Annotated in this window: 13 protein-coding genes; 1 reads left to right on the top strand and 12 read right to left on the bottom strand. The window is 45.3% G+C overall.

From position 1 onward, the window contains the following. Nucleotides 1–43: 43 nt before the first annotated feature. The 5 genes from eno to rlmD all read right to left on the bottom strand — a co-directional run bounded on the left by eno (nucleotide 44) and on the right by rlmD (nucleotide 8,031). Nucleotides 44–1,342 (bottom strand): phosphopyruvate hydratase, encoded by a 1,299-nt coding sequence (gene eno / locus F0232_RS21255; protein WP_061032445.1) that lies wholly within the window; start codon nucleotides 1,340–1,342, stop codon nucleotides 44–46. Between the two features lie 80 nt (nucleotides 1,343–1,422). Further along, nucleotides 1,423–3,063, bottom strand: a complete 1,641-nt coding sequence (locus F0232_RS21250; protein WP_061032444.1) for a CTP synthase — start codon at nucleotides 3,061–3,063, stop codon at nucleotides 1,423–1,425. A gap of 150 nt (nucleotides 3,064–3,213) precedes the next feature. Continuing rightward, a complete protein-coding gene (gene mazG / locus F0232_RS21245) occupies nucleotides 3,214–4,011 on the bottom strand; it encodes a nucleoside triphosphate pyrophosphohydrolase (RefSeq protein WP_061032443.1) in 798 nt (265 codons plus the stop codon). Nucleotides 4,012–4,354: 343 nt separating this feature from the next. Then, nucleotides 4,355–6,577, bottom strand: coding sequence for a GTP diphosphokinase (relA, locus tag F0232_RS21240; RefSeq protein WP_008224477.1), 2,223 nt, complete (start codon nucleotides 6,575–6,577; stop codon nucleotides 4,355–4,357). 134 nt (nucleotides 6,578–6,711) lie between these two features. After that, nucleotides 6,712–8,031 carry a 23S rRNA (uracil(1939)-C(5))-methyltransferase RlmD gene (gene rlmD, locus F0232_RS21235; RefSeq protein ID WP_105057597.1) on the bottom strand — a complete coding sequence of 440 codons (1,320 nt, stop codon included), beginning with the start codon at nucleotides 8,029–8,031 and terminating at the stop codon, nucleotides 6,712–6,714. Between the two features lie 165 nt (nucleotides 8,032–8,196). On the opposite strand from rlmD, the gene barA reads away from it, so the two are divergent. Next, on the top strand, nucleotides 8,197–11,010 hold the full coding sequence (gene barA / locus F0232_RS21230) for a two-component sensor histidine kinase BarA (protein WP_061032441.1): 2,814 nt from the start codon (nucleotides 8,197–8,199) through the stop codon (nucleotides 11,008–11,010). 108 nt (nucleotides 11,011–11,118) lie between these two features. On the opposite strand, the gene acpS is transcribed toward barA, so the two are convergent. From acpS to lepA, 7 genes are all read right to left on the bottom strand, one after another. Beyond that, nucleotides 11,119–11,499, bottom strand: a complete 381-nt coding sequence (gene acpS, locus F0232_RS21225; RefSeq protein WP_061032440.1) for a holo-ACP synthase — start codon at nucleotides 11,497–11,499, stop codon at nucleotides 11,119–11,121. Nucleotides 11,500–11,571: 72 nt separating this feature from the next. Continuing rightward, nucleotides 11,572–12,309 carry a pyridoxine 5'-phosphate synthase gene (gene pdxJ / locus F0232_RS21220; RefSeq protein ID WP_008224482.1) on the bottom strand — a complete coding sequence of 246 codons (738 nt, stop codon included), beginning with the start codon at nucleotides 12,307–12,309 and terminating at the stop codon, nucleotides 11,572–11,574. Further along, nucleotides 12,306–13,034 carry a DNA repair protein RecO gene (recO, locus tag F0232_RS21215; RefSeq protein WP_105057598.1) on the bottom strand — a complete coding sequence of 243 codons (729 nt, stop codon included), beginning with the start codon at nucleotides 13,032–13,034 and terminating at the stop codon, nucleotides 12,306–12,308. Before recO ends, pdxJ begins: the two co-directional genes overlap by 4 nt. Before the next feature lie 105 nt (nucleotides 13,035–13,139). After that, entirely contained in the window at nucleotides 13,140–14,111 is a 972-nt protein-coding gene (gene era, locus F0232_RS21210; RefSeq protein ID WP_008224485.1) for a GTPase Era, read from the bottom strand. Beyond that, nucleotides 14,104–14,781, bottom strand: coding sequence for a ribonuclease III (gene rnc / locus F0232_RS21205; protein ID WP_004739034.1), 678 nt, complete (start codon nucleotides 14,779–14,781; stop codon nucleotides 14,104–14,106). Before rnc ends, era begins: the two co-directional genes overlap by 8 nt. A gap of 26 nt (nucleotides 14,782–14,807) precedes the next feature. Next, on the bottom strand, nucleotides 14,808–15,704 hold the full coding sequence (gene lepB / locus F0232_RS21200; protein ID WP_019826295.1) for a signal peptidase I: 897 nt from the start codon (nucleotides 15,702–15,704) through the stop codon (nucleotides 14,808–14,810). A 245-nt stretch (nucleotides 15,705–15,949) separates the two neighbouring features. Further along, nucleotides 15,950–17,743, bottom strand: coding sequence for a translation elongation factor 4 (gene lepA / locus F0232_RS21195; RefSeq protein WP_008223960.1), 1,794 nt, complete (start codon nucleotides 17,741–17,743; stop codon nucleotides 15,950–15,952). Between the last annotated feature and the right edge of the window lie 60 nt (nucleotides 17,744–17,803).

The raw sequence follows: 17,803 nt of genomic DNA, 5'->3' as shown, positions 1-17,803 counted from the left end.
AAGCGAGGCATTTAAAAAGCTTAGATTAACAATTCGCTAGGAATTATTGACCTTTAACTTCTTTAAGACCGTTGAAAGGAGCTTTAGAACCTAGAGCTTCTTCGATACGGATAAGTTGGTTGTACTTAGCAACACGGTCAGAACGGCTCATAGAACCAGTCTTGATTTGACCTGCAGCAGTACCTACCGCTAGGTCAGCGATAGTTGCGTCTTCAGTTTCGCCAGAACGGTGAGAGATTACAGCTGTGTAACCTGCGTCTTTAGCCATCTTGATTGCAGCTAGAGTCTCAGTTAGAGAACCGATTTGGTTGAACTTGATAAGGATAGAGTTAGCAACGCCTTTCTCGATACCTTCAGCAAGAATCTTAGTGTTAGTAACGAATAGATCGTCACCTACTAGTTGAAGCTTGTCACCTAGTAGTTCAGTTTGGTGCTTGAAGCCAGCCCAATCAGACTCGTCTAGACCATCTTCGATAGAAACGATTGGGAATTGGTTAGCTAGCTCAGCTAGGTAGTGGTTGAACTCTTCAGAAGAGAAAGTCTTACCTTCGCCTTTCATGTTGTAGATGCCAGCTTCTTTGTCGAAGAACTCAGATGCAGCACAGTCCATAGCTAGAGTAACGTCTTTACCTAGTTCGTAACCAGCAGCTGCAACAGCTTCTGCGATAACTTCTAGAGCTTCAGCGTTAGACTTAAGGTTAGGAGCGAAACCACCTTCGTCACCAACTGCAGTGCTGTAGCCTTTAGACTTAAGAACTTTAGCTAGGTTGTGGAATACTTCAGCACCGATACGTAGACCTTCTTTAAGAGTCTTAGCACCAACTGGTTGGATCATGAACTCTTGGATGTCAACGTTGTTATCAGCGTGCTCACCACCGTTGATGATGTTCATCATTGGTAGAGGCATAGAGAACTGACCAGCAGTACCGTTTAGCTCAGCGATGTGCTCGTATAGAGGCATGCCTTTAGCTGCAGCAGCAGCTTTAGCGTTCGCTAGAGAAACAGCTAGGATAGCGTTCGCGCCGAACTGAGATTTGTTCTCAGTACCGTCAAGGTCGATCATAACTTGGTCAACGTCAGCTTGAGCTTTAGCGTCTTTACCAACTAGAGCTTCAGCGATTGGGCCGTTTACAGCTTCAATTGCTTTAAGAACACCTTTACCTAGGAAACGTGATTTGTCGCCGTCACGTAGCTCAAGAGCTTCGCGAGAACCAGTAGATGCGCCAGATGGAGCAGCAGCCATACCTACGAAACCGCCTTCTAGGTGTACTTCAGCTTCTACAGTTGGGTTACCACGTGAATCGATGATTTCACGACCTAGAACTTTAACGATCTTAGACATTGAATGTTTCCTTCTCGTTGAATATATAAATGTCAAATTTAAAGGTAGCAGCACAACTTACGCTGCTACCTGTATTCCTTTTACTTCTCTAACTCGCCGCGCTGGAACTCACCAGCCGCTTTAACGAAACCTGCAAACAATGGGTGACCATCGCGAGGTGTTGAAGTGAACTCTGGGTGGAATTGAGCTGCAACGAACCATGGGTGGTTCGGGTTCTCAATAACTTCAACCAGTTTCTTGTCCGCAGATAGACCCGATACTTTTAGGCCCGCTTTTTCAATTTGTGGACGAAGATTATTGTTCACTTCGTAACGGTGACGGTGACGTTCATGGATCGTCGCGCTACCGTATAGTTCGTAAGCTTTAGTACCTTTCGCTAGGTGACAAAGCTGTGAACCTAGACGCATTGTGCCGCCTAGATCAGATGTCTCTGTACGCTCTTCAACTTTACCTTCGCCGTCTACCCACTCAGTGATTAGGCCAACAACAGGGTATTTAGTTTCAGAACAGAACTCAGAAGAGTGTGCACCTTCCATTTTCGCAACATTACGAGCGTACTCGATAAGTGCTACTTGCATGCCTAGACAGATACCTAGGTATGGTACTTTGTTTTCACGTGCGTATTGAGCAGCAAGAATCTTACCTTCAACACCACGGTCACCGAAGCCACCTGGTACTAGAATTGCGTCTAGGCCTTCTAGAATTTCTACGCCACGAGACTCAACGTCTTGTGAATCTACGTATTTAATATTAACGCTTAGGCGGTTTTTCAAGCCTGCGTGTTTTAGCGCTTCATTTACTGATTTGTATGCGTCTGGTAGTTCAATGTACTTACCAACCATACCAATCGTCACTTCACCCGTTGGGTTAGCTTCTTCGTAAATTACTTGTTCCCATTCAGACAGATCTGCTTCTGGAGCTGTAATGCCGAAACGCTTACATACAAGTTCATCAGTGCCTTGAGCTTTAATAAGCTGAGGGATCTTGTAGATAGAGTCAACATCGCGCATTGAAATAACTGCATTTTCTTGCACATTACAGAACAGAGCAATTTTCTTACGCTCATTCGAAGGAATGTTGCGGTCAGAACGACAAACTAGGATGTCAGGCTGAATACCAATAGACAGTAGCTCTTTTACAGAGTGCTGAGTCGGCTTAGTTTTCACTTCGCCCGCAGCTGCTAGGTAAGGTACTAGCGTTAGGTGCATGAACATTGCGCGTTCACGGCCTAGTTCTACTGCTAGCTGACGAATCGCTTCCATGAATGGTAGAGATTCGATATCACCAACCGTACCACCAACTTCAACGATCGCGATATCGTGGCCTTCAGCGCCAGAAATAACACGCTCTTTGATAGAGTTAGTGATGTGTGGGATAACCTGAATAGTTGCACCTAGGTAATCACCGCGACGCTCTTTTGCTAGTACGTCTGAGTAAACACGACCTGCAGTGAAGTTGTTACGCTTAGTCATCTTGGTGCGAATGAATCGCTCGTAGTGACCAAGGTCAAGGTCTGTTTCAGCGCCATCTTCCGTAACGAACACTTCACCGTGCTGAGTCGGGCTCATAGTGCCTGGATCAACGTTGATGTAAGGGTCAAGCTTCATCATAGTCACTTTAAGACCACGAGCTTCTAAAATAGCCGCAAGAGATGCTGCAGCAATACCTTTACCTAGAGAGGATACAACCCCGCCAGTAACAAAAATGTAATTTGTCGTCATGTTTAACCTGAAATTGGTTGAATGAGGGAAATGGACTACTTCTGGACGGGATGAAAATATACCAGAAGCCCCTTATCGCCACAACGTGAAATCTATCACACTGCTATTTTTTATTTTTTGCTTCAAATCAATTCATGATAAAAGCTTTGGTTATCTTTTCTCCGCTACTTTTACCTCATCCCACATGGAATCAAGCTGTTGTAGTGAAAAATCGGTCAGACTTTTATCTTGTTGACGCACTTTTTCTTCCACCCCTTTAAAGCGACGTGAAAACTTCAAGTTGGCCTTATTGAGCGCCGATTCAGGGTTTTTGCCTAAATGTCGCACCAAATTCACCGTTGCAAACAGCAAATCACCCAACTCTTCTTCAACCAAATCTTCGTTTGGCGTCACTTGAAGCGCCTCTTCCAGCACCTCGTCCACTTCCTCTATTACCTTGTTGGCAACTGGGCCAATTGAGTCCCAATCGAAGCCATATTTCGCTACCTGCTTTTGAATCTTTGTAGCACGTGAAAGCGCAGGTAGAGAGTTTGGTATTGAGTCTAGAATACTTTCTTGAGTTTTGCCTGCTTGTGCCTTTTCTTTGGCTTTTTCCGCTTCCCAGTTCGCGTTAATTTCTTCGTCGCTAGCAAACTCGGCATCCGAGAACACATGAGGGTGACGGCGTGTTAACTTCTCATTGATGCCATCAACCACATCCGAAAACTCAAACAACCCCTGTTCTTTCGCCAACTGACTGTAAAAAATCACCTGAAACAGTAGATCGCCAAGCTCTTCTTGCAGATTCGACCAGTCTTTGTTGTGAATTGCATCCACCACCTCATAAGTCTCTTCGATAGTATGAGGGACAATTGTTTCAAAATTTTGTTTTAAATCCCAAGGACAGCCACCTTCTGGATCGCGCAGCTTAGTCATGATCTGTTCAAGTTGTTCAATCGGATGATTCATCATTTTCTTCCTATTACTGTCTTTGATTTTTAAATTTATAACGTCTTCTAAAACTAAAAAAGGTGAGCAGCCAAAACCACTCACCTTTGTCTTTATTTGTCATCTCCAAGAGTGAAGAATGAGCGAGTTGGGGATCTCTAACCGCATAGCGAGATTCCCTATCACGTTCGTCCCTCACTGTAGGGAATGACAACTATATTTTTTTACTAAGTAATTAGTTCTTCTAACAAGGCATTAAACTTATGAGGCTCCTGAGCATAACTTGCCTATGTGATGAGCCTGGGCCGGCATTCCGGAAATAAGTGAAACTAACGCCGTTAGAAAGCTAAGTACGACGTAAAAACTATCCTAATCTCTTGACGCTCATGACATCTTTGATCTGTTCTACTCGACTTGTCACTCGACTCAGAATCTCAATATTGGTCACTTCCAAATCGAAATCCATTACCGATAGCTGACGCTTGTAGTCAATGCGGCTCTTCATTGTCGTCACACTGATCTTCTCATTCGAGAACAGTGAGGTGATGTCTTTCAACAAGCCATTACGCTCTAATGCTTCAACGCGCAGCGTTAGGATGTAAGAACCGACAAAGCCATTGCCCCAAACGGTATCAATAATACGCTCTGGTGCGTGTAGGCTTAGCTCACTCAATTGCTCACAATCAGCACGGTGAACAGAGATACCGCGACCTTGGGTGATGTAACCTTTAATCACATCACCTGGAATCGGCTGACAACAGCGCGCTAGGTGCGTCATTAGGTTATCTACGCCTTCAACAACAACTGCATCTTTCTTAGGACGACTCTGTTGTGCCGGCTTGTTTTCCGACTCAAGCAGTTTCTCTAGCGCTTTCTTGTCTTCTTCTTCCGCCGTTGGCTTATTCACTAGCGCATTGATGTGATTAACCACTTGGTTAATACGCAAGTCGCCACTACCAATACCGGCATAGAGTTCGTCTGGCGTATTCACGTTAAAGCGTCTTAGTGCGTATTGATCAGCATCTTTTAGGGTTGCGCCCACTTTCGCTAGCTCTACTTCCAGGATGTCACGACCCGCTTCTAGGTTTTTCTCACGGCTTTGTGCGCGGAACCATGCATTGATTTTCGCTCGAGCACGTCCAGAGTGAACGAAGCCTGTGGTTGGGTTTAACCAGTCACGAGATGGGTTCGGCTCTTTCTGCGTGATGATCTCAACTTGGTCGCCCATCGATAGTTTATGAGTGAACGGTACGATACGTCCCGCTACTTTGGCACCGATACAGCGGTGTCCGACCATCGAGTGGATGTGGTAAGCGAAGTCCAACGGGGTTGCGCCCATTGGTAAGTCGACCACGTCACCACGTGGAGTAAATGCGTATACACGGTCATCGAAGACTTGGCTACGTACTTCATCCAGCATCTCGCCAGAGTCCGACATCTCTTCTTGCCAGTCGATAAGTTTACGCAACCACGTGATTTTCTCATCGTAGCCACTACGGCCGCTTGAAGCCCCTTCTTTGTACTTCCAGTGCGCCGCCACACCAAGCTCAGAGTCTTCGTGCATTTGCTTAGTACGGATCTGAATCTCAATAGTCTTGCCTTCAGGGCCAAGTACTACGGTATGAATCGACTGGTAACCATTTGGCTTAGGGTTCGCCACGTAGTCGTCAAATTCACTTGGTAGGTGTTTGTATTTGGTATGAACGACACCTAGACCTGCATAACAGTCTTGGAGCTGGTCAGCGATAATACGTACTGCTCGTACGTCAAAAAGCTCATCGAAGGCTAAGCCTTTCTTCTGCATTTTGCGCCAGATGCTGTAGATGTGTTTTGGTCGGCCGCTCACTTCAGCATTGATGTTTGAACGCTGCATTTCTGCCGTTAAATCATCAACGAAATCTGTGATGTATTGTTCACGAACTATACGACGCTCAGACAGCTGTTTTGCAATTTGCTTGTAGGTATCTGGTTGTTGGTAGCGGAATGCGTAATCTTCGATTTCCCACTTAAGTTGGCCGATACCTAAACGGTTTGCCAGTGGGGCATAGATGTTAGAACACTCTTTTGCTGCCGCTCGGCGCACAGCATCAGGCGCTTTTTTCACCTCGATAAGGTTACAGATTCGCTCCGCAAGTTTGATAACTACGCAGCGGAAATCATCAACCATGGCCAATAGCATGCGTCGAACGTTATCAACTTGACCCGAGGCAGCACTGCCTTCAAGGGTTACGTTTAGTTGGCCCAAGGCCGCCATTTCTTCAACGCCGTCAATCAGCTTAACGATTTCTTTGCCGTAGCTTTCTTCGAAGGCTTCGCGCTCAAAAACGCCACTTGATACCACAGGGAAGAGTTGTGCTGCGACTAATGTTGCACGATCCATCGACAGCGTGACCAAGATTTCAATCATCTCGCGTCCACGCCATAGCAAGAGTGATGCTTGCTCGTGATCTTTTAATAGCTCTTCACAGTGACGATAAACTTTGTTCAGTTTATTCGAGGTTTTTGCGTCTTGCTTTAATGACGCAATCCAACTTTCTAGCTCAAACTGTTCGCTTGGGTTTAAATGTGCGCTTCGTACCGCAACCATCGTGCCTTCCTAGTTATTCTGTTTTATACCCAATTCAATATGACTAACTGGTTCCAAGTTAGTTCGACCATATTGATATCAGCGCAGATGTCCCTGCGCCTTTGTCATTCATTTTTAAGCCTTATTTACGGGCTTTAAGCCTTGATAAAGAGAGCCATCGATTCTAAATGGCTGGTGTGTGGGAACATATCCAACATACCAAGTTTGGCTAATTGGTAGCCTTGCTTTTCTAAGCTCTCTGAATCTCTAGCTAGAGTAGCAGGATTACACGAAACATAAACCACACGCTTCGCTCCTAACGCTGAAATTTGATCAACAACACCACTCGCTCCAGCACGAGCTGGGTCCAGTAAGATTTTATCAAATTTCTCTTTTGCCCAAGCTTGTGCAGATAAGTCTTCTTCAAGGTTCGCTTGGTAAAACTCGGTGTTACTCAACTGGTTCAATTGGGCATTCGATGTGGCTTGCTGAACCATCTCATCGACACCTTCAACACCAACCACAAACGCCGATTGTTGAGCGATAGGTAGACTGAAGTTACCTAAGCCACAAAACAGATCCAACACTCGCTCATCCGCTTTAGGTTCTAACCATTCAATCGCTTGAGCCACCATCTGCTGGTTGACCTTCTGGTTCACCTGAATGAAGTGGTTTGGCTCAAAAGGTAAGGTAACACCTGTTTCGCTGTAGCTAGGCGCATCACCAACCAGGCGGACCAACTTGTCGGTCTCTGGCATTGAGTACAGTATCGCGCCTTCTTCTTTCGCCAACGCAATCAATGCTTGCTCATCTTTTTCAATCAAAGGCTTAAGGTGGCGTAACACCATTACCGGGCCAGTATCACCCAATACCAATTCAACGTGTCCTAAAGACGTAAGGTTGCTGAAAGTGTTGAGTAAATTTTTCACCTTTGGCAGCAATACATTTAGGCGAGGATCAAGCACGGCACAATCTGTAATGTTTTCTATCTGCTTGCTCTGCTTCTTGCGAAAACCGAACTGAAGCTTATGCGTTTTCTTATCAACAAACAGGCTGATACGTGCACGACGACGATAACCCGTTTCATCACCCACAATCGGTTGAGCCATATCTGTCTCATCTGTCTTATATTGGTTCATCAAATGCGTAAGAGATTGTGCCTTGTGTTCTACCTGAGATTGGTAACCAAGGTGCTGAAGATGACAACCGCCACACTGATTAAAGTGTTTACAAAAAGGCTTTAAACGTTGCTCGCTTGGCTTCAGTAATTTGATGAGTTTCGCGCGTGCAAACTTACTTTTACTTTCAGTAAGCTGAATAACCACCAGCTCACCAGGCAATGCGCCGTCAATGAAAACCGGTTTGTTTTTCTGATAAGCGATGCCAGCGCCATTGTGATCCATTCGTTCAACCAAAACCGATTGATGCTTGGTCTCGAGTTGAGTTTTCTTTTTTGGTTGGAAAAAACGTGCCATTGCTTGTGCCTAATGTATCTTTTAATAAGTAATTGGTATCCAGGACTCACTATTCTGTCTTGGAATCATTGTCGAACGTCACGGCTTTGATTAAGCTTACCGTTCACTTAACCGCCATTGTGTGCGTTATTTTCCCATATCCAGACCTCGATGTAATTAAAGAACATGACCAGATATGGCTTAAGAGCCCGTGTAATTACCTTAACTCTAGCTCCAACCCTGATTATTGGGCTGCTATTGAGTGCATTTTTCTCATTTAACCGCTATCAAGACCTTGAAGGTCAGGTGGTGAACACAGGTACTAGCATCATTGAGCCACTGGCAATTGCGAGTGAATCTGGCATGCAACTCGAAAGTCGAGAGTCTGTTCGTCAGCTAATCAGCTATGCACATCGAAAGAACTCTAAGCTGGTACGTAGTATCGCGGTGTTCGATGATCGTCATGAATTGTTTGTAACCTCAAACTTTCACCCTGATTTCGAAAGCCTGACTTATCCAAAAGACAAACCGATTCCTCATTTAAGCTCTTCTGACTTACTCGATAACACACTGATTCTTCGCACCCCGATTATTGCAGAAGGCCAGTACATCAACTCGGCTAATGGTCAGTCTCAAGCCAACCAAGCGATTGGTTATATTGCTATTGAGTTAGACCTTTCTTCACTTCGTTTGCAGCAATATCAAGAAGTCTTCTCAGCCTTCTTAGTGCTGATTCTTGGGTTGGGTCTTTCTGGTGTATTCGCTTTCCGCTTGATGCACGATGTAACTCAACCGATCACGCACATGAAGAACATGGTTGACCGAATTCGCCGTGGTCACTTGGATGTCCGTATCGAAGGCAAAATGCACGGTGAGTTGGACTCGCTGAAAAACGGTATCAACGCGATGGCGGTATCGCTGTCGGAATATCACGTCGAGATGCAGCACAGTATCGACCAAGCTACTTCGGATCTGCGTGAAACTCTTGAGCAGCTAGAGATTCAAAACGTTGAGTTAGACATCGCGAAAAAACGTGCACAAGAAGCGGCACGTGTTAAGTCAGAGTTCTTGGCAAATATGTCTCACGAGCTAAGAACACCACTTAACGGTGTGATTGGCTTTACTCGCCAGATGCTTAAAACTCACCTGTCGAACAGTCAGACAGATTATCTACAGACCATTGAACGCTCTGCGAACAACCTCCTCAGTATCATCAACGATATCTTGGACTTCTCGAAACTTGAAGCCGGTAAACTGGCGCTAGAAAACATCCCATTTGAGTTCCAAGCAAGCTTAGAAGAAGTAGTGAACCTTCAAGCGACCAACGCTCATGAGAAAGGTCTAGAGCTTACCCTTAAGATCGATCCTAAAGTACCAGCAGGCGTTGTTGGCGATCCACTGCGTATCCAACAAATCCTGACCAACCTAGTCGGTAACTCAATCAAGTTTACCGAGCGTGGTAACATTGATATTAGCGTTGAATTACGTTCACAAAGCGAAGACAACATCGAACTACAGTTCATGGTTCGTGATACGGGTATTGGTATCTCTGAGCGTCAGCAAGCCCAACTATTCCAAGCCTTCAGCCAAGCTGATGCAAGTATATCTCGTCGCTATGGTGGTACAGGCCTAGGTCTGGTTATCACCCAGAAACTTGTGAGCCAAATGGGCGGTGAGATCAGCCTAACCAGTCGCCTACACCAAGGTTCCACTTTCTGGTTTACGCTAAGGCTATCAACCACTGATATGCCGATGACAGAGCTAATTGAGACTCAATGTCTGCAAGACAAGCAACTACTGCTTATCGAACCAAACATGCAAGCCGCTTCGATTACTCAACAAATCCTGACCCAAGAAGGCTTAGTCGTTACCTATCGTTCGGTGATGCCTGACGAGTCAACTTCGTACGACTACGTACTGCTGAACCTCGCAGCCAACCAAGACTACCAGTTTGATACGGTAAGCGGCTGGGCGATTGGCGCGAAGAAGATTGCTCAGAACGTGATCATTGGTACACCGAGTACCGAGCTCGCACTTGGCGAACAATTGATGAAAGAAGTCGATGTTCAATGCATCACTAAACCTCTTTCACGTAAGAAGCTACTGCAAACTCTGGTGTCGAACCAAGCGCCAACCTTGATTGCACCAGCGATTGAAACCCATTCAGAAGAGAAACTACCACTGACTGTGATGGCTGTTGATGATAACCCAGCCAACCTGAAACTTATCACCGCGCTACTCAAAGAACGCGTGGAAACCGTTATCAGCTGTACCAGTGGTCAGCAGGCGATCGACAAAGCTACTGAGACTCAGTTTGATATCATCTTCATGGACATTCAGATGCCGCAAATGGATGGTGTGACGGCTTGTCAGAACATCAAGAAGCTCGCCAACAACGCCAACACGCCGGTGATTGCTGTTACCGCACACGCCATGACAGGCGAGCGCGATAGACTGCTAGATGCAGGTATGGATGACTACCTGACCAAACCAATTGAAGAGCATGTATTACAGCAAGTATTGATTCATTGGAGCCCAACCTCTGAGGTTGAGCACATCGAGAAGATAAATCCAGACCATCCAGCAGTGTCTGCAGAGGTCGATAACAATCCAGTATCTGAAAGTAACTCTAGCGAGCACAAAAACATCATCATTGATTGGCAAGCTGCGATGAAGCAAGCCGCCAATAAAGAAGACCTCGCACGCGATATGCTGCAAATGCTGGTCGACTTTATCCCTGAGGTGTATGACGCGGCGGAAAAAGCGATAGAAGACACGGACTACCCTGTTGAACAGCTGATACACATCATCCACAAAATGCATGGCAGCAGCTCATACAGCGGGGTACCAAGGCTTAAATCAGTCTGTGCCACGATAGAGAAAGAGCTACGCTCAGGTACTTCGATTGAAGATATCGAGCCAGAATTATTTGAGCTTCAAGACGAGCTCGATAAAGTACAAGCGACCGCTGTTCACTACTTAAAACCAACCAGTGATTAGAGCGGCTTAGCCTCAATTTCAAGGAAATAAAAAGCAGAGCGTAATAAGCTCTGCTTTTTTGTTTGTTCTATTTACTCAGTAGTTAATGAACATCAGGATGAGTAGCGATTACGACTCAAAGAGTACCGTCGCCACGGCGTAATGACGCTCATCTGAAATAGTCAGGTGAATCGATGTTGTGCCACTCGCTTGTGCAATCTCTAAAGCTTTATTGTGCAAGCTCAGCACCGGCTTACCATGCTCATCATTTGATATTTCAAAATCATGGAAGGTGACACCCATAGCAATACCCGTGCCCAGCGCTTTTGATGCTGCTTCTTTGGCAGCAAAACGTTTAGCAAGATAGCGACCTTTTTGCTTGAGCTGCTGAAACACTTCAAACTCAGATTCCGTAAGAATACGCTGAGCAAATGCCTCACCACTTCGTGATAATGCTTTTTCAACGCGTTCAATTTCCGCGATATCTGTCCCAAGCCCGACAACAGCCATGATTACCCTTTAACTACTTATTGATGATGCTACTTATCAAACTAGATATTTAATAAGCTAATACTTAACAAACTAAATGTTGTTACGAGCGGTTTCCATTACGGCTTTCATGTCAGCTACGGCTTTGTTCAAGCCATCAAAGACTGCACGTCCCATGATTGAGTGACCGATGTTAAGCTCATAGATTTCTGGAAGCGCCGCAATTGGTGCTACGTTATGGTAAGTCAGGCCGTGACCCGCATTCACCGTAATACCAAGATCGTCTGCGTAGCTTGCGCCAGCCGCAATCTTTTTCAGCTCATCTTGTTGGTCTTCTTCTGTTTTCGCGTCAGCGTAGTGACCAGTATGAAGCTCAATGAACGGTGCACCACACGCTTTTGCTGCGTCGATCTGCTCGCGGTCAGCATCGATAAATAGAGATACCTTAATGCCTGCTTCTGACAGCTTTTGCGTTGCTGCTTTGATCTTATCTAGTTGACCAACCACATCCAAGCCACCTTCAGTGGTTAGCTCTTCACGCTTTTCAGGAACAAGACAAACAAATTCAGGCTTAGTATCAAGTGCAATCTGAACCATCTCATCCGTCACTGCCATTTCTAAGTTCATGCGAGTTTGGATAGTTTCAGCCAGAATACGTACATCGCGATCTACGATGTGGCGGCGGTCTTCACGCAGGTGAATAGTGATGCCGTCAGCACCAGCGCGCTCAGCGATTTCAGCTGCGTGTACTGGATCTGGGTATTTAGTACCACGTGCATTACGTAGTGTTGCAATATGGTCGATATTAACGCCTAAAAGGATTGAGCTCATTTTCCAATACTCCGTGCTCTAGAAAGACCTGCTCTTGGCAAAAACAGTTCTCTACTTTTTAATGGTTTGCCGCCAAGATACGGCTTTAAGGCTATGCGTGTAAAGCGTTTTGCCGCTTTTAACTGCTCTTTAGTGATAAACCTACGTTCACTGATCGCAATAAGTTCATCGCCCATAAAAGTCAGGTTGTCTCGTCGCACTGAAGCAATGAAACCTTTCTGCTCTCGATAGCGATAAGTCATTGTTGGAGCAATCGGTTCGCCGGTACCCGCACAGTGTAAAAAGTCGACGCCATAACCCATGGCAGATAGCAGTGCCAACTCAAAGCGACGCAGTGCTGGCTCTGGATTTTCATTATGTGCCAGCTCTGTTAAAGCATGAAGATAGTCGTGAAAAAGAGCAGGCATTGGCACTTCAGCCATCAGCACTCGGCCAATCAACTCATTCACATACATTGCGGAGTAGAGGTTAATGCCAGAGAGAGGCAAACCTAAACTGATAGGCTCAGCTTGGCGCAGTGTTTTCATTGAGCTGTTCCCCGACCACTTGAGTAGTAGAGGCGTAAAAGGCTGCAATGCTCCTTTTAAATTGGAACGCTTGCTACGAGCACCTTTCGACATCAACGTTACACGACCAAACTCTTCGCTGAAAATATCCAGTATCAAGCTCGACTCGCTATATGGCCTACGGTGCAATACAAAGCATCGCTGTAACCCTTCGCTCAATGATTTATCCTTCTTACAGATACAAAAAGAGAGAGTTCGCACTCTCTCTTAAACTCACTATTTTGACTTTCACATCCAGTAGAGGAAAGTGAAGTTCAAACTAGATTATAGATCGTCGATGTAGCCTAGTGAACGAAGTGCACGTTCATCATCAGCCCAACCAGATTTAACCTTAACCCAAGTCTCTAGGTAAACCTTACGACCGAATAGCTCTTCCATGTCGATACGTGCTTCGCGACCAATCGTTTTGATCTTCTCGCCCGCTTTACCAATCACCATTTTCTTCTGACCAGTACGTTCAACAAGAATCAGTGCGTTGATGTGGAAGCCATCGTTATCTGGGTTGTAGTCGAAACGTTCGATCTCAACCGTTACCGAGTAAGGCAGCTCATCACCCGTAAAGCGCATCAGCTTTTCACGGATAATTTCAGATGCCATAAAGCGTTGCGAGCGATCAGTCACGTACTCTTCAGGGAAGTGGTGTGTCGCTTTAGGTAAGTGTTCACGTACGTGCTTACGCAGTACATCAATGTTCTTACCTTGCTTCGCCGAGATTGGCACAACATCAATGAAGTCCATCTTCTTGGAGACTTCCATCATGTGCTGCATCACGTTAGTACGGTCTTGAACGTTATCTACTTTGTTGATGCAAAGTACAACTGGGAAGTCAGTCTTCTTCAGCTTGTTCAGAACCATCTCATCGTCTTCGGTCCAGTGGGTACCATCGACAAGGAAGAATACTAGGTTCACATCACTCAGTGAGCTATTTGCTGCACGGTTCATCAAGCGGTTGATGGCACGCTTTTCTTCAATATGAAGTCCAGGAGTATCCACAAAAATCGCTTGGTAATCACCCTCAGTTTCCACGCCCATAATACGGTGACGTGTGGTCTGTGGTTTACGTGATGTAATAGAAATCTTCTGTCCCAGAATATGGTTCAGAAGCGTCGACTTACCTACGTTTGGGCGACCTACAATAGCGATGAAGCCACAGTGTTGGTTTTCCGGTAGGCTAGGTTGTTTGCTATCAGATGAAAAGAATGCATCGATATCGAATTCTTGGTTGTTATCAGACATTGCTTAGTTGCTCTAATGCTGTTTCAGCAGCCGCTTGTTCTGCCTTGCGGCGGCTAGTGCCTTTACCGATAACAGGTTTATCCACACCTGCCACTTCACACTCAACCGTAAACTCTTGGTTGTGTGCTTCACCTTTAATATTAGTCACTGTGTAGACAGGTAGAGGATTTCTTCGACCTTGTAAGAACTCTTGAAGACGAGTCTTCGGGTCTTTTTGAGATACTCCTGGCTGAATAGCTTCTAGGCGAGATTGGTACCAGCTTAAAATAATGCCGCGAACCGTCTCGGTATCACTATCCAAATAGATAGCACCGATGATCGCTTCAACAGCATCCGCTAGAATAGAATCACGACGGAAACCGCCACTCTTCAACTCACCTGGACCTAATTTTAAGTAATCTCCTAGTTCGAATTCACGACCTAGTTCTGCCAATGTATGACCACGTACTAATGTTGCGCGCATGCGGCTCATATCACCTTCGTTTACCTTAGGAAAACGGTGGTATAGATCATCAGCGATAACAAAACTTAAAATTGAATCGCCCAGAAACTCAAGACGTTCGTTATGTTTACCTGCGGCGCTGCGGTGAGTCAGCGCCAAGTGGATAAGATCGGCATCATTAAACTGATAGCCAATCTTTCTCTCTAGTTTATCAATTGGAGAATTCATGCTCTCTCGATGTGTTAATTGATCGATTAATGAATCCCACCGATGCGATTAAAACGCACACCAGTAGGAATCCATGTTGGAAGTACACTGTCTGAACCACGTTCGAATTCGAAACTGATCCAAATAGCAACAGCCTTACCAACAAGGTTTGCTTCAGGGACAAAGCCCCAGTAACGGCTATCAGCACTGTTGTCACGGTTATCACCCATCACAAAGTATTGGCCTTCTGGAACGACCCATTCGTTAACACCAGGACGAGGCTGATACGATTGCACACGATTACGACGCAATGGGTTAACTAAGATTTGGTGCTCTACATCTCCAAGCTGTTCATTCAGTTGAATCAGAGGCACACCATCTTGAATAAATTGGCTTTCTTCAACATTACTTAATTTCACTGGTTTACAGCTACTTGTACCTTTCGCCTGGATACAGATCTCTTTACGACTGCTGTAACGAATAGTATCACCTGGCAAACCGACAACACGCTTGATGTAGTCAATGTTTGGCTGAGGCGGGTACTTAAATACGATTGAATCACCACGTTCTGGCTTGCCTGTTTCTACCAATTGAGTGCGCCATACTGGGTCTTTAAGACCGTACGCGTACTTCTCTACCAAGATGAAATCACCAACCAAAAGCGTTGGCATCATCGAGCCAGATGGGATTTGAAACGGTTCGTAGATGAACGAACGCAAGATCAAAACAAATGCAATTACCGGGAAAATGGACACACTGTTCTCAACCCACCAAGGCTGAGCCGTAACTTTTGCGCTGGTTTCAGCGTCTAGGCCATTCGTTTGTGCTTCCACATCAGCAAGCTTCTGCTGGCGCTTCTTCGCCCACACAAACTTTTCCAATGCCCATACAATGCCGGTCACTAGAGTTACGATCACTAAGATAAGCGAAAATGTATTAGCCATTGATATCCCTTAAATTTCATTTCTTTAAAAATAACGAAAGTGAAAGAGTATAACTCTTTCACTCTGCTTAATATTTCTAATTTTTATCAATCACACTGACTAGATGCTTAAAAGATTACGCAGGAAAAATCGCTTAGTTCGAGGCGTAAAGTGCAGTGACTAGTGGGCCTAATTACAAAACTTTGCAACAAAGAAATAAGCGATTTTAACCAGTAATATTTAACAGTTAGTTAGTACGATTGATATTAGTCTTTGCCAACGTGAAGAATTGCTAAGAATGCTTCTTGAGGCAGCTCTACGTTACCGATCTGCTTCATACGCTTCTTACCTTCTTTCTGTTTCTTCAGAAGCTTCTTCTTACGACTCACGTCACCACCGTAACATTTCGCGATTACGTTCTTACGCAGTTGTTTAACTGTAGAACGAGCGATGATGTGGTTACCGATAGCCGCTTGAATCGCGATATCAAACATTTGACGAGGGATGAACTCTTTCATCTTCTCCACAAGCTGACGACCACGAGTTTGCGATTGATCTTTGTGTGTAATCATCGCAAGTGCATCAACCGTGTCACCGTTTAGAAGTACGTCTACACGAACCATGCTTGATGCTTCAAAGCGTTGGAAGTTGTAATCCAGTGATGCGTAACCACGAGACGTTGATTTCAGACGGTCGAAGAAGTCCAGTACTACCTCAGCCATTGGAATATCGTATACAACCGCTACTTGGTTGCCGTGATAAATCATATCAACCTGAACACCACGCTTCTCAACACACAGTGTGATTACGTTACCTAGGTAGTCAGAAGGTACTAAGATATTACAGCGTGCAATCGGCTCGCGAATCTCGTTGATATCATTGATAGCAGGCAGCTTAGCTGGGCTATCAACATACAGTTGAGTGCCGTCTGTTTTTTCAACTTCGTATACTACGGTTGGCGCAGTTGTAATTAGGTCTAGATCGTATTCACGCTCTAGACGTTCTTGGATGATCTCCATGTGAAGCATACCCAAGAAACCACAACGGAAACCAAAACCAAGTGCTGCTGAGTTCTCTGGCTCGTAGAATAGAGAAGCATCGTTCAAGCTTAGTTTACCTAGCGCATCACGGAAGTTTTCGTAATCATCAGATGATACTGGGAACAGACCCGCGTATACCTGTGGTTTTACTTTTTTAAAGCCTGGTAGCGCTTTTTCACAGCCGTTTTTAGCCAGTGTTAGCGTATCACCAACCGGTGCACCTAGGATGTCTTTGATACCACAAACAACCCAACCTACTTCACCAGTATTTAGTTCAGTAGTATCTACCTGTTTCGGTGTGAAGATACCTAGACGGTCTACACCCCAAACTTGGCCTGTGCTCATTACTTTGATCTTGTCGTTCTTCTTCAGAGAACCGTTCTTGATACGAACAAGAGAAACAACACCAAGGTAGTTATCGAACCAAGAATCGATGATCAGCGCTTGCAGCGGCGCTTCAGGATCGCCTTCTGGAGCAGGAATTGCTGAAACAATGTTTTCTAGAACATCGTCAACACCGATACCTGTTTTCGCAGAACAGCGCGTTGCTTCCATCGCGTCGATACCTACGATCTCTTCGATCTCTTCAGATACGCGCTCTGGATCAGCTGCTGGAAGGTCAATCTTGTTGAGGATTGGCACTACTTCCAGATCCATTTCGATCGCTGTGTAACAGTTTGCTAGAGTCTGAGCTTCTACACCTTGACCAGCATCGACAACCAATAGTGCGCCTTCACAAGCCGCAAGAGAACGTGATACTTCGTATGCGAAGTCAACGTGTCCCGGAGTATCGATGAAGTTAAGTTGGTAAGTTTCACCATCTTTTGCGGTGTAGTTTAGTGTCACACTCTGAGATTTGATGGTGATGCCACGTTCACGCTCAAGATCCATCGAATCAAGGACTTGTGCAGCCATTTCACGATCGCTTAATCCTCCACAAACTTGGATTAGACGGTCAGATAGGGTCGACTTACCATGGTCGATGTGGGCGATAATCGAAAAGTTACGAATGTGCTTCATAATTTGGTGTGACAAACTCTTTAAATTAGGACGGTAAGAAAGCCGCAAAACTATTTAAAA

This window comes from Vibrio sp. T3Y01 (assembly GCF_013114525.1).
GTDB classification, from domain to species: domain Bacteria; phylum Pseudomonadota; class Gammaproteobacteria; order Enterobacterales; family Vibrionaceae; genus Vibrio; species Vibrio chagasii_B.
Note: the sequence above shows the minus strand (reverse complement) of the source record. Positions and strands in the feature narration are given on the sequence as shown.